This is a genomic window from Micromonospora sp. NPDC048842, assembly GCF_040649935.1.
GTDB classification, from domain to species: domain Bacteria; phylum Actinomycetota; class Actinomycetes; order Mycobacteriales; family Micromonosporaceae; genus Micromonospora; species Micromonospora hortensis.
This window is the reverse complement of sequence record NZ_JBEZGK010000021.1, coordinates 1-23,428: the sequence shown is the minus strand read 5'-3', so window position 1 is coordinate 23,428 and position 23,428 is coordinate 1. Positions and strand designations below refer to the sequence as shown.

Below are 23,428 nucleotides of genomic sequence, written 5' to 3'. Positions count from 1 at the left end.
AGTCGCACCATGATGACCACGTTCCTGCCCGCGGACCCGCTGGTCGTGTCGGGCTGGTCAGCCACGTCCCCGTACGGTCTCGGCGCGCAGCCGTTCACCGACGGTGTCCGGCAACAGCGCTCTGCCGTGACCGCCGCCGAACCGGGTACCGCCGGGCCGTTCGACCGCGCCGGGCGGATCCCGGATTTCGACGCCCGCACCGTGCTGGGCCGCAAGGGCACCCGGTCGATGGACCGGGCCACCGCGATCGCCGTGGCCACCACGGCGGCGCTGCTGGAGTCGGCGGGGCCCGGGCTGACCGCGGACCACCCCGAGGAGATCGGGATGGTGCTGGGCACCGGGCACGGCAGCGTGCAGAGCATCATGGACTTCACCCGCGACGCGCTCGCCGGGGACAAGCCGTTCCACGTCGACCCGGCGCGCTTCCCCAACACGGTGATGAACCGGGCGGCGGGGCAGAGCGCGATCTGGCACTCGATCAAGGGCCCCAACACCACTGTCGCCGGCGGCCGGCTCACCGGCCTGCTCGGGCTGCGCTACGCCTCGCGGCTGCTGCGCCAGGGCCACTGCGCGGCGGTGCTGTGCGGGGCGGTCGAGGAGTTCTCGGTCGACCGGGCCTGGCTGGAATACCGGGGCTCGCTCGCCGGGTCCCCGCACGGTCGGCCCGCCGGCCCGCTGGGCGAGGGCTGCGCGCTCTTCCTGCTGGAGCCCGCGGGACGGGCGCTCGCCTATGGCCGTACACCCCTCGCCACGATCGCCGCCGCCCGCTTCCTCGCGTTCAGCCGTCCCGAGGGCGCCCAGCACGCGGTCGCGCGGGCGGTCACCGAAGCCCTCAAGGAGGCCGACGTGCCGGCGGGCGATGTCCGCCTGGTCGTCCCCTCCGACCTCGGTGGTGCGCTCGGCGCCCGCGAGGAGGCCGCCCTCGACGAGGTGCTGGCCGGCCACACGCCCAACCGGCACCGGCTGCGGTCGCTGCTCGGCGACGCGTCGGCCGCCTCCTCGGCGTTCCAGCTGGCAGCCGCGCTGGCCCTGGCCGCTCCCGGCGACACCGTGCTCGTCACGTCCGTCGACCCCGACGGACAGGCGGGATGCGTCGTGCTGCGCGCGGGCGCCTGAACGCCCGCTGATCCACCCCCATCCGCCACGGAGAACGGAGAGAACCATGACCGACACAGCCCGCCCGGCGAGCGTCCTGACGATCGACAAGGAGGAGCTGCGGGGCCGGATCGCCACCGTCCTGGACATCGACCCTGCCGAGGTCACCGACGACGCCCACTTCGCCGAAGACCTCGAGGTCGACTCGCTGCTCGCGCTGGAGATCACCGTCCGGCTGGAGCGTGAGTACGGCGTCAAGCTCGACGAGAAGGAGCTGGCCGCCGTCACCTCCCTGCAGGCCACCTACGATCTGTTGAACCGCAAGCTGCGGGAGCAGGGGTGAGCACTGCGAGCCCGCTCGGCGCGGCGCTGGAGCCGCTGCGAAGCGACGCCGACGGTGCCGCGGCGGCCTTCTCGGTCGACCCGGCCGACCCGGTGCTCATCGGGCACTATCCCGGCTTTCCGGTGCTGCCGGGCGTCTACCTCATCGAGGCGGCGGACCGGACCGTCAAGCACTGGAGCGAAGGCGGCCCGGCTGTGCGGCTGACCGCGGTGACCCGGTGCCAGTTCCTGCATCCCGTCTACCCCGGCGACCGGGTGGTCACCGAGGTGACGGTCACCGGTGCCGACGGCGACGAGCTGGTCTGCCGGGCCCAGGTGCGCACCGGCCGCGGCAAGGTCGCCGACGTCCGCCTGCGCTACGCGAGGGAGACCCGATGAGCACGTACGGCCTGGAGCGCATCAGCCGCACAATCCCGCACCGCACGCCGATCCTGCTCGTCGACCGGGTCACCGAGGTCCTCCCCGGCGAGCGCATGACGACCCGCAAGGCCGTCTCCGCCAACGAGCCGGTGTACGCGGGCTTCGCCGGCGAGGCCGCGGACTACGCGTACCCGATCCCGCTGGTGATCGAGTCGTGGGCGCAGTCCGCGGTGCTGCTGGCGGTCTGGGAGTGCCCGAACCCGGACGTGCTGGCCGGCAAGGTCGAGCTCGCCGGCTCCATCAAGGAGATCGCCGTCGAGGGCCAGGTGTTCCCGGGGCAGGTGATCGAGCACCACGTGCAGCTCGTGAAGTCCATCGACGGCACCGCGATCCTCGCCGGGGAGAGCCGGGTGGAGGGCGCGCCGCTGCTGCGGGTGGGCTCCTTCGTGGTCGCTCTGCGCGACGTCACCGAGCTGCCGGCGCCGACCCTGTTCATTCCCGCATCGGCGCCCGCCGGTGCGCTCGCCTGAGGAGGCAGCGGCATGAGTCAGCAGCAGAAGTCCGGCGTCGTCATCGTGACCGGCGGCTCCCGGGGGATCGGCCGCGCGGTCGTGATGCACCTCGCCCGCGACGGGTACGACATCGCGTTCTGCTACCGGTCCGACGTGGCGGCGGCCGACGAGGTGGAGAAGGCCGTGGTGGGGCTGGGCCGGCGGGTGCTGGCCCGCAAGGTGGACGTCGGGGACCGCGCGGAGAGCGCCGAGTTCGCCGAGTCCGTGGAGCGCGACCTGGGCCCGGTCACCGGCATCGTCACGTCGGCGGGCGTGACCCGCGACCGCCCGCTCGTGATGATGGACGGCGAGGACTGGGACGCGGTCATGCGCACCAATCTCGACGGGACGTACAACGTCTGCCGGCCGGCCATCTACCCGATGATCAAACGCGGTGTCGGGGCGGTCGTCACGATCTCCTCCGTCGCGGGGGTCGCCGGCAACGCCGGGCAGACGAACTACTCGGCCTCCAAGGCCGGGATCATCGGGTTCACCCAGTCGCTGGCCAAGGAGATCGGCCCGTACGGGCTGCGCGCCAACGCGGTCGCGCCGGGGTTCATCGACACCGACATGACCGGTGCCATGTCGGAGAAGGCGGCGAAGGCGATGCTCGGCCGCATCCCGCTGCGGCGCTTCGGCAAGCCGGAGGAGGTCGCGCCGCTCGTCTCGTACCTGATCTCGGCGGAGTCCTCCTACGTCACCGGGCAGGTGTTCCAGATCGATGGCGGCATCGCGCTGTGAGCGCAGGACCGGCGCGGCGTTCCCAGCGGCCGCCGCGCTTCTACTTCTCGCTGCGCAGCCCGTACTCGTACCTTGCGTACCGGGACCTGCTCACGCACCACCCGCAGGTCGCGGCGCAGCTGGAGTGGGTGCCGTTCTTCGAGCCCGACCAGCGGAGCCTGGCGATGCTGGCCGAGGCGGGCGGCAGCTTCCCGTACGTGCCGATGTCCCGGCAGAAGCACCACTACATCCTGCAGGACGCACGGCGGCTCGCGGCCGCGCGTGGGCTGAGCCTGACCTGGCCGGTCGACCGTGACCCGATGTGGGAGGTGCCGCACCTGGCGTACCTGGCCGCCCGGCGGCACGGGCTCGGTCCCGCGTTCATCGCCCAGGCCGCGCGTACGCGCTGGGAGCAGGGCCGCGACATCTGCGACCGGGAGGTCGTCGCGGAGATGGCGACGGTGCTCGGACTCGACGGTGACGAACTGGCCGGTGCGGCCGAGGATGCGGTGCTGCGCGCCGAGGGGGTGCAGGCGCTACTCGCCGTCGACCACGACGGCGTCTTCGGCGTGCCGTTCTTCCTGCACCGGCGGCAGAAGTTCTGGGGCATCGACCGGCTGCCCGCCTTCTTGGAGGCGCTCGGGGCCGACCCGGTCCGCGCCGAGCCGCCCGTGGACGCGGGCCGGCTGGTGACGGTGCCCGCGCCGCCCGGCGTCGACGACGGTCACGCCGGCGGGTGCGGCTGACGGCGGCAACGGCCGTATAGGGGCGGTATAGCGCCGGCGGCAAAGCTTCTGGCAGATCGACGGAACGGGGGGACGGTGTCCGAGTTCGACAGCTTCACCGGCGCGTTTCGCCGGCGGGTGGCCGAGAGGCCCGGTCACATCGCGGTCCGGTTCTGCGCTGGGGACGGCGACGAGCGGCTGACCTACGCCCAGCTCGATCTTGCCGCCCGCACGGTGGCCGCCGCGGTACGGGCCCGCACCGCCCCGGCGGACCGGGTCCTGCTGTCCTGCGCGCCGGGCACGGCGTTCCTCAAGGGCTTTCTCGGCTGCCTGTACGCGGGCCGCGTACCCGTTCCCGTCCCGCCGCCGGGCGGCCACGCCCCGCAGACGCAGCGCACCGCCGGCATCGCCCGCGACACCGGCGCGGAGCTGCTCCTGACCGACACGGCCGAGGCGCTGTCCGGCGACGGGCTCGGCGCCCCGACGGTCCTCACCGTGCAGGAGGCGTTGCGGGCCGACCCGGCCGACTGGACACCGCCGTTGCCAAAGCGGCAGCAGCTCGCGTTCCTGCAGTACACCTCGGGGTCGACCAGTGAGCCAAAGGGCGTGATGGTGCACCACGGGGCACTGGCCCACAACCTCGCCCTGATGCGGGACAGCCACGGGTGGCACGGCGGGATGACGTGGTGCAGCTGGCTGCCGGCGTACCACGACATGGGCCTGATCGCGATGATGCTCGCGCCGTTGTACCTCGGCGGTACAGCGGTGCTGATGCCACCCACCGACTTCCTCAAGCGGCCGGTGTCCTGGCTGCGCCTGATCGACCGCTGCGGCGCCGAGATCTCCTGCGCGCCGAACTTCGCGTACGAGCTGTGTGCCCGGCTCGGCGACGAGCAGATCGCCGGCCTGGACCTGTCGCGTTGGCGCTACGCCTGCAACGGCGCCGAGCCGGTGGACGCCCGTACGCTCGCCAGGTTCGCCGAGCGGTTCCGTTCCGCGGGCCTCAAACCCTCGGCGCTGCTGCCCGGCTACGGGCTGGCGGAGGCCACTCTCTACGTCTCCGGTACGCCGGTGCACGAGGAGCCCGCCGTGTTCCGGGTGGACCCGGCGGCGCTCGAACAGGGCCGGCTCGTCGAGGCGGGCACGGACACCGTCGACGTGGCCGCCAGCGGCGTCGTCCGGGGCTTGGACGTGCGCATCGTCGACCCGATACGCCTCATCGAGACGGCGCCGGGCGTCGTGGGGGAGGTGTGGATCCGCGGCCGGAGCGTCGCCCAGGGCTACTGGCAGCGGCCGGAGGAGACCGCGCGGACGTTCGGCGGGACGACCGCGGGCGGCGACGGCGGTTTCCTGCGTACCGGTGACCTCGGCGCGTTCCACGACGGCAAGCTGGTCGTCACCGGCCGGCTGAAGGAGATCATCATCGTGCACGGCCGGAACCTGTACCCGCACGACCTCGAGCGGGAGGTGCAGGCGCTCGACCCTGCGTTCGACGGCCTGCCCGCCACCGTGTTCGCGGTCCGCCCGCCCGGGCGTACCCACGAGGAGATCGTGGTGACGCAGGAGGTCCGCGGCCGCGGCGTGCCGGCGGAGGATCTGCGAGCCCTGGCCCGGCGCGCCCGCACCGCCCTGGCCCGTCGCCTCGGCGTCGCGGTCGCCGGGCTCGTGCTGCTGCGCGTGGGGCGCACCCGCCGTACGACGAGCGGGAAGATCCAGCGCAACCTGATGCGCGACCTGTTCCTGCGCGGCGAGCTGGAGGCGTGGCACGAGGAGCTGGACCCGGCGCTGCACGGCGGCGCCGCGCGTCCGCTGCGGACACCGGTGGCGACGGGCGGGGCCGGCTCGTGAGCCGCGCGACGCTGGACGCCCTGGCCGGGCAGTGGACGCCGCACGCTCTGGCGGCCGAGCTGGAGAGGGTGCTCGGTGGCGCGGCGCGGACCTTCACCCCGCAGCAGAGCGCCGCGCTGGACAGTGACGAGAGGTTCCCGGCCGGCATCTGCCGCGACCTGGACGCGCTGGGCCTGCCGCGGTGGTTCGTGCCGGAAGCCCACGGTGGCGCGCTGCGCGACAGCGAGGACCTGGCCCAACTCATCCGCGTGCTCAGCCGCCGTGACTTCACCGTCGCGCTGGCGCACGTGAAGACGTACCTCGGCGCGGTGTCGGTGTGGGTCGCCGGGTCGGACCGGCAGGCCGCCGCGCTCGCCGCCCGGGTGAGCGCCGGCGAGGTCGTCTCGCTGGCTCTCACCGAGCACGAGCACGGCAGCGACCTGCTCGCCGGTGACCTGAGCGCCACACCTCTCGCCTCGGGCGGCTGGCGTCTCGACGGCGAGAAGTGGCTCATCAACAACGCCACCCGGGCCGGCATGGTCTGTGTGCTGGCCCGCACGAACCCCGCCGGCGGCGCTCGCGGTTTCAGCCTCCTGCTGGTCGACAAGGCGGCGCTGACCCCGGGGAGCTGGCGGGCGTTGCCGGCGGTGCCCACCCACGGGGTCCGCGGGGCCGACATCAGCGGTATCGCCTTCACCGGCGCCCGGGTCGCCGCGGACGCGCTGATCGGCGCCGAGGGCGAAGGCCTGGAGACGATCCTCAAGGGCTTTCAGATCACCCGTACGCTCTGCTCGGCCATGTCGCTGGGCATGACCGACCACGCGCTGCGCCTGGCGATGCGGTTCGCCGGCGCCCACCGGCTGTACGGCCGCCCGCTGGCCGAGCTGCCCCAGGCCGCGCGCACGCTCACTGAGTCCTATGTGGACATGTTGGCGATGGAGGCGGTCAGCCTCGTCGGCGTCCGCAGCATCCATGCGCTCCCGGCGGAGCAGAGCGTCGCCTCGGCGGTGGTCAAGTACCTCGTGCCGAGCCTCGGCGACGGAGTCATCGACGGCCTGCGCGGCGTCCTCGGCGCCCGCGCGATGCTGGTCGCCGACCACGAGGAGGGGGCGTTCCAGAAGCTCGACCGCGACCACCGCATCGTGGGCATCTTCGACGGCAGCACCGCGGTCAACCTCAACCTGCTCGTCAACCAGTTCCCGGCCCTGGTACGCGGCTACCGCGCCGGGCACACCGACGAGCCCGGCCTCGCGGCGGCGGTGACTTCCGACGGGCCGCCCCCGCCGTTGCAGCCGCAGCGGCTCGCGCTCTACTCGCGTTCCGGCAGCAGCGTGGTGCAGAGTCTGCCCGCCGCGGTGGCCGGCATCCAGGAGCTCGCCGCCCGCCACGACATCCCGGACGCCCTCGCCGACCGCTGCGCCCGCCTGCGCGACGTGGCGGACAGCGTGCACGCGGAGCTTTCCACCGTCCGGCCGTCGCCCCGTGGCGTCACCGAGGAGACGTTCGTGCTGGCCCGTCGCTACGCGGTCCTGTACGCCGCCGCGGCGAGCGCGCACCTGTTCCTGGCCGGCTTCGGGGCCCGGGCCGCCGATCCGCTGTGGCAGAGGGGCGCGTGGCTGGATGCCGTCCTCACCCGGCTGCTGCGCCGGCTGACCGGCGAGCCGGACCTCGACGACGAGGACGGTCCGGCCGTCGACGCGCTGCTGCCGGTCCTCCGTGCCCAGCACGACCGCGGGCAGCTGTTCTCCCTTTTCCCCTGCGAGCTGGCGAAGGAGGAGCCGTGACGGTGGACATCCGCCCGGAGCAGAGCTACCGCACCCGGGCCGCCCACCTGGAGGACGTGCTCGGTCCCGGCGACGACCCGGCGAACCCGCTCGGGCACGCGGCCGTGCTCGCGGCCGACGAGCAGGGTGTGCTTCTCGCCGACGGCGAACGCGCGCTGCGTGACTTCGGGCTGAACGCCGAGTTCGTGCCGGCGCACCTGGGCGGGCGGTTCGAACGCGCCGACCGGTTGGGGCAGCTGATGCGTACGGTGTTCCGGCGTGACTGCGCGCTCGGCATCGGGTACGGCGTCACGAGCTTCATCGCCGGGCTCCCGGTCTGGGCCGACGGCACGCCGGAACAGCAGGCCCGGGTGGCGCGCACCCTGCTCGCCGGCGGGCGGGTCGTGGCGGCGTACACCGAGCTGGCGCACGGGAGCGACTTCTCGCGGACCGAGTTCACCGCCGCGCCCGGCCCCGGCGGGTTCGTGCTCGACGGCGGCAAGCAACTCGTGAACAACATCTCACGCGCCGAGCTGGCCGTGTTCTTCGCCCGTACGTCCGAGGGACCGGGCAGCCGGGGACACTCGCACCTGTTGGTGGACCTCACGGCACTGCCTGCGGGCCGGGTACGGCGCGACAAGCGGTATCCGGTCTCCGGCGTACGCGGCTGCCTGCTCGGCGGCATCGAGATCGACGGGTGCCTCGTGCCGCCGGAGGCCCAGCTGGGCGCCGAGGGCGGGGCGATGGAGACCGTCCTGCGCGTCTTCCAAGTGACCCGGGCCGTGCTGCCGTCCATGGTGGTCGGCGTCGGTGACACCCAGCTGCGGACCGTCCTGGGTTTCGCCCGAGACCGACGGCTCTACGGCCGGAGCCTCGCGGACCTGCCGTCGGCGCGCAGCACGCTCACCGGGTGCTTCGCCGACCTGCTCGTCTGCGACGCCTTCGCCTCCGTCGTCGGCCGTTCGCTGCACCTGCGGCCCGGCGAGACCAGTGTCAGCGCCGCCGCGGTCAAGTACCTGGTCCCCAAACTGCTGCAGGAGTCGTCGTACCGGCTCTCGGTCCAGATGGGGGCGCGCAGCTACCTGCGCACCGGACCGTACGCCATGTTCCAGAAAGCCGCGCGGGACCTGCCCGTCGTCGCCCTGGCCCACGCCGGCAGCGCCGTCTGCCAGGCCAGCCTGGTGACGCAGCTGCCCCGTCTCGCCGAACGCGGGTGGCGGCCCGCCCTCGCCGGGCAGAGCCCGGAACACGACGACGTCGGGTCCGTGTACGACCTCGACGGGCCGCTGCCGCCGCTGCGACTGGGCGCCCTGCAGCTCAACGCCCGGGGCGCGGACAGTCTCGCCGCCGACCTCGTCCGGTTGCACCCCGTCCTCGCCGGACGCGCCGGCCGCGAACCCGCGCTGGGCCTGCTCGCCGGGCTCACCGGGCTGTTCGTGACGGAGTTGCGCGGGCTGGCCGACCGGGTGCTCGCGCTGGCGCCCCGCGACCGGACGGTGCTGGCCGGGCCGCGGGCCTTCACCCTCGCCGACCGCTACGCCCATGTGCTCGCCGCCGCGGCCGTCGCCGGCGTCTGGTGGCACGCGTACTCCACCGGCGCCGGCACGCCGTCCGCCGACCCGGTCTGGGCCGGCGCCGCGCTGCACCGGCTCGCCGCCCGGCTGGGTCTGCGGCCCGGCCCGCTGCCGCCGGACATCGAGGACCGGCTCTTCGCCGACCTGACGGCCCGCCACGAGGCCGCCCGCACTTTCGACCTGTTCCAGGGGCGCCTGGCCTCTGGACCCGCTCGACGCCCAGGGAGCTGACCGATGACAGAGACCTCGCACACCACGACGGAGATGGCCGGGACGGTCCGGGCGTGGCTGGTGGAACGCGTGGCGTTCTACCTCGAACGGCCGGCCGCCGAGATCGACGTCAGCGCGCCGCTGGTCGACCTCGGGCTGGACTCGGTCTACGCGCTCACCCTCTGCGGCGACGTCGAGGACCGCTTCGGCGTCGTGGTGGAGGCCACCATGGCGTGGGACCACCCGACGGTGAACGCCATGACGGCCCACCTGATCGGCCTCGTCGCGGGCGACCGCTGACGCGACCGGCACTCGCCTCCAGGGGAAGGACAGCCGTGCGGGACAAACCCTACAAAGGCATTCTGGCGACCATCGGCAGGACTCCTCTCGTGGAGCTCAGCAGCCTGGTGCCGGGCGCCGCCTTCAACGTCTTCGCCAAGGTGGAGCGATTCAATCCCGGCGGGAGCATCAAGGACCGCAGCGCGCTGAGCATGCTCAACGACGCGCTGCGCGACGGGCGGGTGGTCCCGGGCCGCTCCGTCGTGGTCGAGTCGAGCTCCGGCAACCTCGCCGTCGGGCTGGCCCAGATCTGCCGGAACCTCGGCCTGCGCTTCATCTGCGTGGTGGATGGCAAGACCACCGGGGTCAACCTGGCCATCCTGCACGCTTTCGGTGCGGAGGTGGAGGTCATCACCGAACGCGACGAGCTCACCGGCGAATACCTGCCCGTGCGGCTGCGCCGGGTACGGGAACTGGTCGAGGAGATACCCGACGCCTTCTGGCCCAACCAGTACGCGAACCCGCTCAACCCGCGGGCCCACGAGACCACCATGAGCGAGATCGCCGAGGCGCTGGACGGGCGGGTCGACTACCTGTTCGCCTCGGTCAGCACGTTCGGCACCCTGCGGGGCTGCGCCGACCTCATCCGCCGCGAGGGGCTGAACACCCACGTGATCGCGGTGGACGCGCTGGGCAGTGCCATCTTCGGCCTGGAGTCGACGCGGCGGCTGATCCCGGGCCACGGCGCCTCGGTGGTGCCGCCGCTGCTGGACTCGTCCGCGGCCGGTGAGGTCATCCACGTATCCGACCTCGACTGCGTGGTCGCCTGCCGGCAGCTTATCGACCGGGAGGCCGTGCTCGCCGGCGGTTCCTCGGGCGCCACGGTGGCCGCCCTGCTCAAGTACGCCGACCGCATCCCCGCCGGCGCCAACTGCGTGCTGATCTTCCCGGACGGCGGCGACCGCTACCTCGACACGATCTACTCCGACTCCTGGGTGCACGAGAACTTCGGGGAAGTCGCCCACCTCTGGAAGGGCTGAGATCCGATGTTGATGAGCGCCGGACAGGAGGCGCTGTGGCTCGCCCACCAGCTCGATCCGCACAGCTCCGCCTTCAACGTGGTGCTGGCCGTACGGGTGCGCTCGCCGCTCGCCCGGGCGCGCCTGGAACGGGCCGTGACCGCGCTTGCCGAGCGGCACGAGCTGCTGCGCTCCACCTTCACCATGACCGCGGCCGGCCGGCACGTGCGCGCGCTGCGTGCGGCGGACAGTGTCCAGCTCGACGTGCGGCCCGTGCCCGGCGCGAGCGACGCCGAACTCTTCGACCTGGCCAGGCGCGCCGGTGAGGAGCCGTTCGCGCTGGAAACCTCCGGAGCCTTCCGGGTGGTCCTGTTGACGCGGGCGCCCGGCGACGCGGTGCTCGTCACCGCCGCCCACCACCTCGTCACCGACGCGACGTCGCAGTGGCTGCTCATGCGCGACCTGCTGCGCCTGTACGAGGACCCCGGCGCGTCCCTGCCCGCAGTCCTGCCGTGGGACGACCGGGTACGGGCCGAACAGCAACTCACCGCCTCCGCCCGCGGCGAGCGCGCCCGGGAGCACTGGCGTACGGTCTGCGCCTCCCTCGCCGGAGCCGAGCTGCTGAGCGACCACCCCCGCCCGGCACAGCGCACCCTCAACGGCGCCACCCACACCCTCGAGCTGCCGGCCACGCTGGGCGCCCGCGTCCAGTCGTCCGCGGCGGCGCACGGCATCACCCCGTTCGCGTGGCTGCTCGGCACGTTCCAGGCGGCGCTGTACCGCTTCGGGTGCGGGACCGACTTCCTCGTCGGCTGCCCGGCCACCACCCGGTCGGTGCCCGGAAGCCGGGACGCGGTCGGGTACTACGTCAACATCCTGCCGATCGCCGCCCGCTTCGAGGCGACCCCGACGTTCGGTGACGTCATCTCCGCGGCCGCGCGCCAGATGCTGGCCGGCATGACCCACAACGGGCTGCCGACCGAGCTGTGCGACGCCCTGCCGCCGCTGCCGGTGACCTTCACGCTGGTGGCGGCGGACCGGCTGCCCGTGCCGGGGCTGTTCGACGGGCCGGTCCGGCACGCCGGGCTCGACCTCGAGCTGGTCGACGTCCCGCAGCAGGAGGGCCAGCTCGACCTCACTGTGGAGATGCTGCAGAGCGGCTCCCGGTTCACCGCCCTGCTGCGGTACAACCGCGACCTCTTCCTGCCGGAAACGGTCGAGCGACTGGCCGGGATCTACCGGCTGATGGTCGAGGCGTCGGTCGAGGAGCCGGGTCAGCCGGTGACCCGCCCCGCTGTCGTCGCCGAGAACGATCTGGCGTTCCTGCTGAGCCTCGGATCCGGTGCCGCGTAAGGCTTCCGCTTCGTATAGGGCCGGTATAGCCGCCCCCCGCAGGATGGGCTCATCGAGATGGTCTTCGACAGAGGAGCCCCATGCTGATCCTTCGGCGCGCGGACGTGGAGACGGTGCTGGCCGGCCGGGAGAAGGAGATCGTCGACCTCGTCGCCGACACCTACCGGCTGCACGACGCCGGGCAGTCCGCCGTACCGCACTCCATCTTCCTGCGCTTTCCCGAGGAGACGCACAGCCGGGACCGGATCATCGGGCTTCCCGCGTACGCCGGAGGCCCGGCGCCCGCTGCCGGCATGAAGTGGATCGCCTCGTTCCCCGGCAACGTCGCTCGGGGGCGGGAGCGGGCGAGCGCCTCCATCGTGCTCAACTCCCTCGATGACGGGCGCCCGGCGGCGCTGGTCGAGGGCGCGGTCGTCTCGGCGCGGCGCACCGCCGCGAGCGCGGCCCTGGCCGCCCGGGAGCTCACCACCGAGGCACCGCCGTCCGCCGTGGGTCTGATCGGCTGCGGCGTCATCAACCACGAGATCCTGCGCTTCCTCACCGTCACCCTGCCCGGGCTGACCGAGGCGGTCTGCTTCGACACCAACCCGCAGCGGGCCGCCGCCTTCGTCGACCGGTGCGCCGCGGAGTTCCCCGCGCTGCGGGTGACCACCGCCGCGACCGCGGTCGAGCTCGTCGGCCGGCACCGGCTCGTGTCGCTGGCCACCACCGCCGCCGAGCCGCACATGGACCTGACGGCCTCGCCGCCGGACACCACCGTGCTGCACGTGTCGCTGCGCGACCTCACCGTCCCGACGATCCTCGCGGCGACCAACGTCGTCGACGACGCCGACCACGTCTGCCGCGAGCGCACGTCGCTGCACCTGGCCGAGCAGAGCACCGGCGGCCGTGACTTCGTGACCGCGTCGCTGGGCGCGCTGCTGCGCGGTACCGCCACGGTGACCCGCGACCCGTACCGCCCCGTCGTCTTCTCACCCTTCGGCCTCGGCGTGCTCGACATCGCGCTGGCCGAGTTCGTGCGCCGCACGGCCGCGGCCGCCTCGCTCGGCGTCCGCGTCGACGACTTCCTGCCCTGACCACCGATGCGTCATCCCTAGCCGCACAAGGAGCGAACCATGACCGCCGACGCGACCGACGACCGCACCTACCTCGTCGTGCTCAACCACGAAGAGCAGTACTCCATCTGGCGCAGCGACCGTGAGGTGCCGGCCGGGTGGCGCGCCGAGGGCTTCGATGGCCCGAAGGAGAAGTGCCTGGAGCACATCGCCGAGGTGTGGACCGACATGCGCCCGCTGAGCTTGCGTAAGCGCCTGGACAGCGCCGCGTAATCCCGATCGCCCGCCACCTGGACAGGAGTGCCCGTGACCACCGAACTTCCGCCGGTCGCCGCCGGCAGCAGCGGCGCCGCAGCCCTGCTCGTCGCGCGCCTCGCTGAGCAGGCTCGCCGCACACCGGACGCGATCGCCGTCGTGGACGCGGAACGCTCCGTCACCTACCGGGAGCTACACGCCGCGGCCGGGCGGACCGCCCGGCTGCTGCGCGAGCGGGGGGCCGGCCCCGAATCGCTGGTCGGCGTGTGCCTCGAGCGGGGCGTCGGCCTCGTCGTGGCGCTGCTCGCCACGTGGCGGGCCGGGGCGGCCTTCGTCCCGCTGGACCCCGGCAACCCGCCGGCCAGGCTCACCGCCCTGCTCACCGACGTGGGCGCCGAGCTGGCCTTCGTGACCCCGGAGCTGGAGTCCGCGGCGCGCTCCGCCGGCGCCGAGGTCCTGCAGCCCGGTGCGCCCGGCGACGGCGACGAGCCGGAGTTCACGGCGGTAGCCGCAGCCGGGGGCGACCTCGCGTACGCGATCTTCACCTCGGGCTCGACCGGGCGCCCGAAGGCGGTGGCGGTGACCCACGGGGGCATCGCCAACCGGGTCGACTGGGCCGTGTCCGCGCACGGCCTCGGGCCGGGGGACCGCGTCCTGCACAAGACCTCCATCGGGTTCGACGCGGCGGTCTGGGAGATCGCCGCGCCGCTCGTCGCCGGAGCCACCGTCGTCGCCGCGCCCGTCGGCGCGGAGCGAGACCCGGCCGCGATGCTGGCGGCCGTCGCGCGCCACGACGTGACCGTCCTCCAGGTCGTCCCCTCGGTGCTGCGGCTGCTCGCGGAGGAGCCCGCCGAGCTGTGGAGCCGGTGCGCCGCGCTGCGCCTGCTGTTCTCCGCGGGCGAACCGCTGCACGCCGAACTGGTGTCCCGCGTCCGGAAACGCCTCGGCCACGACCTGACGGTGTGGAACACGTACGGCCCGACCGAGTGCGCCATCGACGTGACCGCCCAGCTCGCCGACCCCGCGCTGACCACCGGACCGGTGCCCATCGGCCGCCCGCTGTCGGGCCTGCGCGTGATGGTGCTCGACCCGGCCGGCGACCCGGTGCCCGTCGGCGTGCCCGGCGAGCTGTACGCGGGCGGCGCCGGCGTTGCCCGCGGCTACCTCGGGCGTCCCGCGCTGACGGCGGAGCGGTTCGTGCCGGACCCGTACGGAGCGCCCGGAGCCCGGCTCTACCGCACCGGCGACGCCGTGCGCTGGCGCAGCGACCACACGCTGGAGTACCTGGGCCGGCTGGACCAGCAGATCAAGGTCAACGGGGTACGGATCGAGCCCGGCGAGATCGAGGCAGTGCTCGCCGCCCATCGGGCCGTACGGGGCGTGGCCGTGATCGCCGCCGAGGCGCCCGACGGGGGCAAGCGGCTCGCCGCGTACCTGACCACCCGCGAGCCGGTCGCCTCGGACGAGCTGCGGACGTACCTGCACGACCGGCTGCCCGAGAGCCACATCCCCTCGTCGTTCCGGGTCGTGGCCGAGTTCCCGCTGACCACCAGCGGCAAGATCGATCGTGCCGCGCTGCCCGCCCTCGACGAGCTCGCCGCCGCGCAGCCGGGCTTCGTGGCCCCGCGCACCGAAACCGAGCAGCTGGTCGCCGACGTCTGGGCGGAGCTGCTCGGGGCCGAGAAGGTGGGCGTCCACGACGACTTCTTCTCCCTCGGCGGCACGTCGCTGCAGCTGACCCGGCTCGCCGTACGCCTGCGCAACGCGACGGGGGAGCAAATCGCGCTGCGCGGCCTGTTCGCCGCGACCACGGTCGAGGCCCAGGCCCGCCTCATCGCCGGCAGCACGGAGCCCGCCGCCACGCCGGAGACGGCGATCGAGGCGGCCTTCCGCGACGGCGGCGCACCCATCGTGCCGATCCCTCGCAGCGGCCCGCTGCCGCTGTCCTCGGGGCAGCGGCGGCTGTGGTTCCTCGACCGCATGCACCCCGGCAGCCCCGAATGGGTCGCCCCGCTCTTCCTGCGGCTTCCCGCCGGGGTGCCCGCCGAGGTGGTGCGAGGCGCGCTGCAGACGGTCGCGGCGCGGCACGAGGCGCTGCGCACCCGCTACACCGACGACGGCGGCGAGCCGCGCCAGATCATCATGGCGCCCGGCGAGGCGCCGGTGGAGGTGCGCGTCGTCGACACGGTCCCGGAGCAGCTCGGCGACCGCTTCGCCGAGCAGTTCCAGCTCGGCTTCGACCTCGCCGAGGGCGTGCTGTGGCGGGCCCTGCTCGCCCGGCTCGGCGCCGAGGGCCAGGTCCTGCTGCTGACCATGCACCACATCGCCTCCGACGGCTGGTCGACGGTGGTGCTCGAACGTGAGATCCGCGAGCTGGTCGCCGCCGTTCAGGAGGGCCGGGAGCCGGTGCTGGCCCCGCTCCCGGTGCAGTACGCGGACTATGGCGCCTGGCAGGCCGCGCGGTTGACCCCCGCGTACGTCGAGCAGGAGCTGGCGTACTGGCGTACCGCCCTGGACGGCCTGCCCACGGTGGAGCTGCCGGCGGACCATCCGCGCCCCGCGGAGCGCGACCCGCACGGGGCCGTCGTCCCGCTGCGCATCGACCCGGAGCTGGCCGAGCGCCTCGCCGCGCTGGGCCGCTCGCACGACGCCACGCTGTTCATGACGCTGCTCACCGCGTACGCCGCGATGGTGGCGCGGTTCAGCGGGCAGTGGGACGTGGCGGTGGGCACGCCGGTCGCCGGCCGCCCCCGCGAGGAGGTCGACTCGACGGTCGGGTTCTTCCTGAACTCCCTCGTCGTGCGCTGCGGCCTGGACGGCGACCTGCCGTTCACCGCCGCGCTCGACCGGGTCCGCGACGTCGTCCGCGAGGCGATGCTGCACCAGGAGATCCCCTTCGAGGTGCTGGTCGACCACCTGCAGCCCGAGCGCGACCTGTCCCGTACGCCGCTCTACCAGGTCGCCTTCGACCTGCACAGCGAGGGAGTCACCAGCGTCGCCACGAACGACGACGACATGGCCTCGTTCGTCGCCGCGTGGCAGGTCGCCAAGACCGACCTCTCGCTGTTCATGCGCCGCACCGCCGACGGTGCCCTGGACGGGGTGCTGGAGTACGCGACGGCTCTCTTCGACCGTCCCACGGTGGCCCGTATGGCGGAGCACTTCGTGACCCTGCTGCGCGAGGTCGCCGGGGCGCCCACGGTTGCCCTCGGCGCCGTCGAGCTGCTCTCCGAGCAGGAGCGCACGCTGCTGCTCGACACCTGGAACGCCTCGTACCACCCCGCGCAGGAACTGTCCGTGCTGGCCGAGTTCGAGGCGCAGGCCGCCCGGACCCCCGGCGCGGTCGCGGTCGAGGGCGATGTCCGGCTGACCTACGCGGACCTCGACCGGTGGGCCAACCGGCTCGCGCACCGGCTGCGCGAGCAGGGCGCCGGCCGACGGTCCGCAGACGCGGACCAGGCCCGGGTAGGTGTCCTCGTCGACCGCGGCGCGGGCCTGGTGGCCAGCCTGCTCGCGGTGTGGAAGGCCGGGGCGGCGTACGTCCCGCTCGACCCGTCGTACCCGGCGGAGCGCATCGCGTCCATGCTGGACAGCGCGGGCGCCCACACGGTGGTGACGCAGGAAAGCCACGCGGGCCTGTTCTCGGTGCCGCACCTCGTGCTGCTCGACCAGGCGGAGGCGTACCCGGGAACCGCCCCGGCGCGCGACACCGCCCTCGACGACCTCGCCTACGTCATCTTCACCTCGGGTTCCACCGGGCGCCCGAAGGGCGTCGAGGTGACCCACCGCGGCCTGGTCAACCACGTCGCCTGGGCGGCGCGGGAGCTGGCGTCGCGCGGCGACGGCGGCGCGCCGCTGTTCTCCTCGGTCGCCTTCGACCTCGTGGTGCCCAACCTGTGGGCCCCGCTGATCTGCGGTCAGCGGGTCTTCCTGGTCGCGCAGGATGCCGACCTGGCCGACCTGGGCCGCACGCTGGCCGGCGCTGGCGCATTCAGCTTCGTGAAGCTCACGCCGGGACACCTGGACGTGCTCGCGCTGCAACTCACCCCGGCGCAGGCGCGTGAGCTCGCGCCGGTGCTGGTCGTGGCGGGGGAGGCGTTCACCCGGGCGACGCTGCTGCGGTGGCGGCGCCCGGCGCCCGACGTGCTGCTCATCAACGAGTACGGCCCCACCGAAGCGACCGTCGGCACCTGCATCTACCCCGTCCCGGCCACCATCGACGCCGAGGTGCTGCCGATCGGCCACCCGCTGCCCAACATGGTCATGTACGTGCTGAACGCGGACGGCCGGCTGGTCCCGCCCGGCGTCGTCGGGGAGCTGTACGCCGGCGGCACCGGTGTGGCGCGCGGCTACGCGGGCCGCCCCGACCTCACCGCCGAACGCTTCGTCCCGGACCCGTTCGGCCCGCCCGGCTCGCGGCTGTACCGCACGGGCGACCTGGCGCGCCGCGGCCCGGACGGCGAGGTCGTCATCCTTGGCCGCGCCGACGACCAGGTGAAGATCCGCGGCTACCGCGTCGAGCCCGGCGAGGCCCAGGCCGTGCTGCTGACCCACCCCGACGTGCGCGAGGCCGTGGTGCTGGCCGTGACCTCCGCGGCGGGTGAGACCGAGCTGGCCGCGTACTACGTGCCCGAGCCCGGCCGCGGACCGGTCACCGAAATGGCCGGGCACTGCGCCCGGACGCTGCCCGACTATCTGGTGCCGGCCACGTTCACCGCCCTGGACGCCATTCCGCTGACCGCCAACGGCAAGGTCGACCGCCGCGCCCTGCCCGGGCCGGACGGCAGCGACCGTGACGGCGGGTACGTGCCGCTGTCCGGGCCGGTGCAGCAGCGCATCGGCGCCGCGTGCGCCGAGCTGCTGGGCCTCGAGCGGATCGGCGCGCAGGACAACTTCTTCCACATCGGTGGCAACTCGATCCTCGCGATCCGGCTGATCTCCCGGATCCAGGAGGAGTTCGAGATCGGGTTCGCCGTCCGCACTGTGTTCGAGGGCCCGACGGTCGCCCAGCTGGCGGCCGTCGTCGAGGAGCGCATCCGGGCGGAGATCGCCGCGCTTTCCGACAGCGAGATCGCGAGCGAGGAACTGACGGCTAAGGAGCGCGACAGATGAGCACCGGTTCTGACCACCCCACCGCGGCCGGCACGTCCGAGGCGCGGGAGGAGCTGCTGCGCCGGCGGCTCGCCGGCGGGCCCACCACCCGCCGGCGCCAGGCCATCGAGCGCGCCGACCGCTCCGGGCCGCTGCCGCTGTCGTACGGACAGCAGCAGATGTGGTTCCTCAACAGGCTCGAGCCCGACAGCTCGGAGTACCTGGTCCCGCTGGTCGTGCGCCTGCGGGGTCGGCTGGACACCGCCGCCCTGGGCGAGGCGTGGCGCCTGCTGCTGGGCCGGCACGAGATCCTGCGCACCCGCTACCGGATGGACGGCGGCGAGGTCACCCAGGTCGTCGACGGCACCGGTGCGGCGGAGCTGCGGCTCAGCGTGCTCTCCGGGTCGGGCAGCCAGGCGGAGCGGGAGGCCGCCGCGCTCGCGTTCGTCGAGGAGGACCTGCGCCGCCCGTTCGACCTCGCCGAGGACCAGCCGGTGCGTGCCCGCCTCATCCGGCTCGCCGAGGACGAGCACCTGCTCGCCATCGTCTTTCACCACATCGCCTTCGACGCGTGGTCGATCGAGATCGTCGGGCGCGAGCTGAGCGAGGACTACGCCGCAGCGCTCGCCGGTGCCGGGTCCCCGCGCCCGCCGCTCGACGTGCAGTACGCCGACTTCGCGGCTTGGCAGCGCGAGCAGCTCTCGGCCGGGGCGCTCGATCGGCACCTCGCGTACTGGCGCGGGCAGCTCGTCGACCTGCCCCACCTCGACCTGCCCACCGACCGTCCCCGCCCGGCCCGCCGCGACGGCGCCGGTGCCGTGGTGCCGCTGGCGCTGCCCGCCGAGCTGATGACGGGTGTGCGGGACCTCGCCGCGCGCCACGACGCGACGCCGTTCATGGTGCTGCTGGCCGCGTACCAGGCGGTGCTTGCCCGGTGGAGCGGCCGCGCGGACGTCCCCGTCGGCACCGTCGTGTCCGGGCGGGTGCGCCCCGAGGTCCAGGACCTCATCGGGTACGGCATCAACAGCCTTGTGCTGCGCGGCCGCTGGGACGGCGACCCGTCGTTCGCCACGCTGCTCGGCGCCGTGCGCGACACCGTGCTGGAGGCGTTCGACCACCAGGGCGTGCCGTTCGCCCGCCTGGTCGACGAGCTGCAGCCCGAGCGGGACCTGTCGCGGACCCCGCTGTTCCAGGTGGCCCTCACCATGCACGGCGACCGCGCCACCGCGTTCGAGTTGCCCGGCGTGGAGGCGGCCCCGTACGAGGGCACCGGCGGCGGCGCGAAGTTCGACCTCGACCTGCAGCTCCACGAGGCGGCCGACGGCTCGCTGGGCGGCCGCCTGGAATATGCGACGGCCCTCTTCGACAAGTCCACTATGGGACGCCTCATCGACCACGTGATCCGGCTACTCGGTGCCGCGGTCACCGATCCCGGCACCCGTCTGTCCGATCTGGACCTGGTGGCGCCGCAGGAGCTGGCCCTGCTCGCCGCGGCGCCCTCCGCCGCGGAGACCACCCCGGTGACTGCCACCGTGGTCGAGATCTTCGAGCGGCAGGCCCGCAGCACCCCGGACGCGTCGGCCGTCACGTACACCGGTGAGTCGCTGACCTACCGCGAGCTGAACGAGCGCGCCAACCGCATCGCCCACCACCTGGTCGCCGCTGGTGTCCGGCCCGGCGCACTGGTCGCGGTGAGCCTAGAGCGTGGCACCGACCTCGTGCCCGCGCTGCTCGGTGTGCTCAAGGCCGGCGCCGGCTATCTGCCGCTCGACCCCGCCCAGCCTGCCGACCGGCTGTCCTTCATCCTCGCCGACGCCGACGTCACCATGGTCGTCACCGAGCAGCGGCACGCGGGCAAGCTCGGCGGGGTGCACGACGGCGAGACCCTCGTCCTGGACGCGGACACCGCCTCCCTGCTGGACCGGCCGTGCGACGACCCGGCGCCGCGAGCCGTGCCGGACGACCTCGCGTACGTCATCTACACCTCCGGCTCGACCGGCAAGCCCAAGGGCGTGGGCGTCACCCACGCCAACGTGCTGCGCCTGTTCACCGTCACCGCCGGACAATTCCGCTTCTCCGCCGGTGACGTCTGGACGCTGTTCCACTCGTACGCCTTCGACTTCTCGGTGTGGGAGCTGTGGGGCGCCCTGCTGCACGGCGGCCGCCTCGTCGTCGTGCCGCAGGACGTCACCCGCTCACCGGAGGACTTCCTCGACCTGCTGGTCGCCGAGCGCGTCACGATCCTCAACCAGACGCCGTCGTCGTTCCGCTCGCTCGTGGCGCTCGCCGCCGACCCGCGGCTGGACGCGTTGAGCCTGCGCGCGGTCGTCTTCGGCGGGGAGCGCCTCGAACCGGCCGAGCTGCGGCCGTGGGCGGAACGGCTGGGGCTCGACGCGCCGCAGCTCATCAACATGTACGGCATCACCGAGACCACTGTGCACGTCACGTACCACCGGCTCACCGCGGCCGACCTCGACCCGCACGCCGGCAGCCCGGTCGGGTCCCCGCTGGGCGACCTGCGGGTGCACCTGCTCGACGAGGCCGGCAACCTCGTCCCCACCGGCGTCGTTGGCGAGATCTGCGTGGGTGGCCTGGGCGTGGCCCGCGGGTATCTGGGCCGCCCGGCGCTGACCGCCGAGCGGTTCGTGCCCGACCCGTACGGCCCGGTCGGTGCCCGGCTGTACCGCAGCGGCGACCTCGCGCGCCGCCGTGCCGACGGCAGCCTGGAGTTCCTGGGCCGCGCGGACGACCAGGTGAAGATCCGTGGCTTCCGGATCGAACTGGGGGAGATCGCTGCCGCGCTGGTGGAGCTGCCCGAGGTGCACGACGCGGTCGTCGTGGTCCGCGGCACGGGCGCCGACCAGCGGCTGGTCGCGTACGTCGTGCCCGCCACCGGCGACGAACTGGACCGCGCCGCGCTGCGGGCCGCGCTGTCCCGGACCCTGTCGGAGTACATGGTCCCGTCGGCGTTCGTGCCGGTCGTCACGATCCCGCTGACCGGCAACGGCAAGCTCGACAAGGCCGCGCTGCCCGAGCCGGACGCGGACACCGTGCTCGGCGGCCGTGAGCAGGTCAGCCCGCGTACGGTCACCGAGGAGCGGCTGGCCCAGGTCTGGACCCGCGTGCTCGGTCTCGACCAGGTCGGCGTCACCGAGCCCTTCTTCGAGCTGGGCGGCGACTCGATCCGGGCGGTGGCGCTGGTCGGCGAGCTGCGCGCGGCCGGTTTCGACATCGCCGTGCGTGACGTGTTCGAGTACCGCACGATCGAGGGCCTGGCGGAGCTGCTCACCGGCCGGCCCGCGCTGGACCAGCTCGACCTCGTCGTGGCCCCGTTCGAGCTCATCGGGGAGGCGGACCGGGCAAAGCTGCCGGTGGACGCGGTGGACGCGTACCCGATGGCCCAGACGCAGGTCGGCATGGTCGTCGAGATGCTCAACGACACGGCGCTGCACGTCTACCACAACGTGACGTCGTTCCGGGTCCGCGACGACGAGCCGTTCGACGTGGACGCCCTGCGGCGCGCGGCGCACCTGATCGTGCAGCGGCACGAGATCCTGCGGACCTCGCTGGACCTTACCGGCTACTCGGTGCCCATGCAGGTCGTGCACGCGAGCGCGGAGATGCCGGTCGCCGTTCGTGACCTGCGCGGCCTCGACGCCGACGAGCTCGACCGTTCGCTGCGGGAGTTCACCGCCGAGGAGCGGGGCAGGCTCTTCGACCTCGCCGTGCCCCCGCTGTTCCGGATCTGCGCCCACGAGTACGACGGCGCGTGGTGGCTGACCGCGACCGAGTGCCACCCGATCCTGGAGGGCTGGAGCTGCCACTCGCTGATCATGGAGATCATCGAGGTCTACCGCGCGCTACGGACCGGCTCGGAGCTCGCGCAGCCGCCCGTGCCCGCCGTCCGTTACGCGGACTTCATCGCCGCGGAAGGACGATCGCTCGCGTCGGAGGAGGAGCGCGGCTACTGGCAGTCGATCGTGGACGGGTACGCCCGGTTCACCCTGCCGCAGGCGTGGGCGGGGGATCCGTCGCAGCCGCGGGAGAAGTACCGCGTCGCCGTACCGTGGCACGACCTGGAGGACAGCCTGCGCAAGCTGGCCGTCACCGCCCGCGCCTCGCTCAAGAGCGTGCTGCTCTCCGCCCACCTCAAGGTGATGAGCGTGCTCACCGAGGAGGAGTCCTTCGTCACCGGCCTGGTGTGCAACGGCCGGCCGGAGGCCTCGGGCGCCGACGAGGTGTACGGCATGTACCTCAACACCGTCCCGTTCGCCTTCGACCGCGGCGCACGTACGTGGGAGGAGCTCGTCCGCCGGGTCTTCGCCCGCGAGGTGGAGCTGTGGCCGCACCGGCGCTTCCCGATGTCGGAGATCCAGCGCGCGGCTGGTGTCGACCGGCTGCTCACCGTCCGGTTCAGCTACCACGACTTCCACCAGGTCGACCGGGAGCTGGTCGACTATCTGGCGAGCATCGATGACAGCCCCACGGAGTTCCCGTTCGCCGTCTCGGCCCGAGTCGGGCACATCACCCTGACCACCGACACCCACGCCCTGTCGCGCGAGTCGGCGGAGTCCCTGGTGGGCCTGTACCGGCGGGTGCTCGAGTCGATGGCGGCGGGTGCCGGTGGTGATGCGCTGGCGTCGTACCTGTCGGTGGAGGAGCGCGAGCGGGTTCTGGTGCGATGGAACGAGTCGGCTGTGGAGGTGGAGCCGCTGACCGTTCTGCAGCTGTTCGAGGCCCAGGTCGCCGGGAAGCCGGACGCGACCGCGCTGCGCTTCGACTGCGGCACGATGTCCTACGCGGAGCTCGACGCCCGGGCCACGCAACTGGCTCACGCCCTGCGCGGCTGCGGGGTACGGGCCGAGTCGCGTGTGGCCGTGCTGCTGGACCGCGGGCCCGAGCTGATGACCGCGCTGCTGGCGGTGTGGAAGGCCGGCGGCGCGTACGTGCCGGTCGACCCGTCCTACCCGGCTGAGCGCATCGCCGCGATGGTCGGCACCGCCGGCGTGCGCGTGGCGGTGACCCAGAGCGCCTACGCGGACCGGTTCGCCGTGCGGACCGTGGTTGTGGACGACCCGGACGACCGGGCGGCCATCGACGCCCGGCCCGTTTCGCCGGTGTCGCGGGTGGATGTGGTGGGTGGTTTGGCGTATGTGATTTTCACGTCGGGGTCGACGGGTCGGCCTAAGGGTGTGGAGGTTTCGCATGC

Annotated in this window: 16 protein-coding genes; all 16 read left to right on the top strand. The window is 73.4% G+C overall.

Translation table 11 applies throughout. The annotated features are described in order from the left end of the window. Positions 1 to 9 precede the first annotated feature (9 nt). Positions 10 to 1,116: a beta-ketoacyl synthase N-terminal-like domain-containing protein gene (locus tag AB0C19_RS25095; protein WP_357189217.1), complete on the top strand. Its 1,107-nt coding sequence runs from the start codon at positions 10 to 12 to the stop codon at positions 1,114 to 1,116. Between the two features lie 46 nt (positions 1,117 to 1,162). After that, on the top strand, positions 1,163 to 1,438 hold the full coding sequence (locus AB0C19_RS25090) for an acyl carrier protein (RefSeq protein WP_357189215.1): 276 nt from the start codon (positions 1,163 to 1,165) through the stop codon (positions 1,436 to 1,438). After that, positions 1,435 to 1,815 (top strand): hotdog domain-containing protein, encoded by a 381-nt coding sequence (locus AB0C19_RS25085; protein ID WP_357189213.1) that lies wholly within the window; start codon positions 1,435 to 1,437, stop codon positions 1,813 to 1,815. The genes AB0C19_RS25090 and AB0C19_RS25085 overlap by 4 nt, the downstream gene beginning before the upstream one ends. Continuing rightward, positions 1,812 to 2,327, top strand: a complete 516-nt coding sequence (locus AB0C19_RS25080) for a beta-hydroxyacyl-ACP dehydratase (protein ID WP_357189211.1) — start codon at positions 1,812 to 1,814, stop codon at positions 2,325 to 2,327. Before AB0C19_RS25085 ends, AB0C19_RS25080 begins: the two co-directional genes overlap by 4 nt. 12 nt (positions 2,328 to 2,339) lie before the next feature. Continuing rightward, complete coding sequence (fabG, locus tag AB0C19_RS25075; protein ID WP_357189209.1) at positions 2,340 to 3,089, top strand: 3-oxoacyl-ACP reductase FabG; 750 nt, start codon at positions 2,340 to 2,342, stop codon at positions 3,087 to 3,089. Then, positions 3,086 to 3,814, top strand: coding sequence for a DsbA family protein (locus tag AB0C19_RS25070; protein WP_357189207.1), 729 nt, complete (start codon positions 3,086 to 3,088; stop codon positions 3,812 to 3,814). The genes fabG and AB0C19_RS25070 overlap by 4 nt, the downstream gene beginning before the upstream one ends. Positions 3,815 to 3,889: 75 nt before the next feature. Further along, positions 3,890 to 5,641 (top strand): fatty acyl-AMP ligase, encoded by a 1,752-nt coding sequence (locus AB0C19_RS25065; RefSeq protein WP_357189205.1) that lies wholly within the window; start codon positions 3,890 to 3,892, stop codon positions 5,639 to 5,641. After that, positions 5,638 to 7,404 (top strand): acyl-CoA dehydrogenase family protein, encoded by a 1,767-nt coding sequence (locus tag AB0C19_RS25060; protein ID WP_357189203.1) that lies wholly within the window; start codon positions 5,638 to 5,640, stop codon positions 7,402 to 7,404. Before AB0C19_RS25065 ends, AB0C19_RS25060 begins: the two co-directional genes overlap by 4 nt. Beyond that, positions 7,401 to 9,188, top strand: a complete 1,788-nt coding sequence (locus AB0C19_RS25055) for an acyl-CoA dehydrogenase family protein (protein WP_357189201.1) — start codon at positions 7,401 to 7,403, stop codon at positions 9,186 to 9,188. Before AB0C19_RS25060 ends, AB0C19_RS25055 begins: the two co-directional genes overlap by 4 nt. Before the next feature lie 3 nt (positions 9,189 to 9,191). Next, positions 9,192 to 9,467 (top strand): acyl carrier protein, encoded by a 276-nt coding sequence (locus tag AB0C19_RS25050; RefSeq protein ID WP_357189199.1) that lies wholly within the window; start codon positions 9,192 to 9,194, stop codon positions 9,465 to 9,467. 59 nt (positions 9,468 to 9,526) lie between these two features. Further along, the gene (gene sbnA, locus AB0C19_RS25045) at positions 9,527 to 10,486 is read left to right on the top strand and encodes a 2,3-diaminopropionate biosynthesis protein SbnA (protein ID WP_357189355.1); all 960 of its coding nucleotides are present in this window, start codon (positions 9,527 to 9,529) and stop codon (positions 10,484 to 10,486) included. A gap of 12 nt (positions 10,487 to 10,498) precedes the next feature. Further along, positions 10,499 to 11,818: a condensation domain-containing protein gene (locus AB0C19_RS25040; RefSeq protein ID WP_357189197.1), complete on the top strand. Its 1,320-nt coding sequence runs from the start codon at positions 10,499 to 10,501 to the stop codon at positions 11,816 to 11,818. An 80-nt stretch (positions 11,819 to 11,898) separates the two neighbouring features. Further along, positions 11,899 to 12,894 (top strand): 2,3-diaminopropionate biosynthesis protein SbnB, encoded by a 996-nt coding sequence (gene sbnB, locus AB0C19_RS25035; protein ID WP_357189195.1) that lies wholly within the window; start codon positions 11,899 to 11,901, stop codon positions 12,892 to 12,894. A 39-nt stretch (positions 12,895 to 12,933) separates the two neighbouring features. Next, the gene (locus AB0C19_RS25030) at positions 12,934 to 13,146 is read left to right on the top strand and encodes an MbtH family NRPS accessory protein (protein WP_357189193.1); all 213 of its coding nucleotides are present in this window, start codon (positions 12,934 to 12,936) and stop codon (positions 13,144 to 13,146) included. A 33-nt stretch (positions 13,147 to 13,179) separates the two neighbouring features. After that, the gene (locus tag AB0C19_RS25025; protein ID WP_357189191.1) at positions 13,180 to 18,240 is read left to right on the top strand and encodes an amino acid adenylation domain-containing protein; all 5,061 of its coding nucleotides are present in this window, start codon (positions 13,180 to 13,182) and stop codon (positions 18,238 to 18,240) included. Continuing rightward, positions 18,237 to 23,428 (top strand): amino acid adenylation domain-containing protein (locus AB0C19_RS25020; RefSeq protein ID WP_357189189.1); only part of this gene is annotated, 5,192 nt, incomplete at its 3' end. The genes AB0C19_RS25025 and AB0C19_RS25020, both read left to right, overlap by 4 nt.

Coding starts and splice junctions, on each gene's coding strand:
- AB0C19_RS25095 (WP_357189217.1), top strand. CDS start 10: ATGATGACCACGTTCCTGCCCGCGGACCCGCTGGTCGTGTCGGGCTGG.
- AB0C19_RS25090 (WP_357189215.1), top strand. CDS start 1,163: ATGACCGACACAGCCCGCCCGGCGAGCGTCCTGACGATCGACAAGGAG.
- AB0C19_RS25080 (WP_357189211.1), top strand. CDS start 1,812: ATGAGCACGTACGGCCTGGAGCGCATCAGCCGCACAATCCCGCACCGC.
- fabG (WP_357189209.1), top strand. CDS start 2,340: ATGAGTCAGCAGCAGAAGTCCGGCGTCGTCATCGTGACCGGCGGCTCC.
- AB0C19_RS25050 (WP_357189199.1), top strand. CDS start 9,192: ATGACAGAGACCTCGCACACCACGACGGAGATGGCCGGGACGGTCCGG.
- AB0C19_RS25040 (WP_357189197.1), top strand. CDS start 10,499: ATGAGCGCCGGACAGGAGGCGCTGTGGCTCGCCCACCAGCTCGATCCG.
- sbnB (WP_357189195.1), top strand. CDS start 11,899: ATGCTGATCCTTCGGCGCGCGGACGTGGAGACGGTGCTGGCCGGCCGG.
- AB0C19_RS25030 (WP_357189193.1), top strand. CDS start 12,934: ATGACCGCCGACGCGACCGACGACCGCACCTACCTCGTCGTGCTCAAC.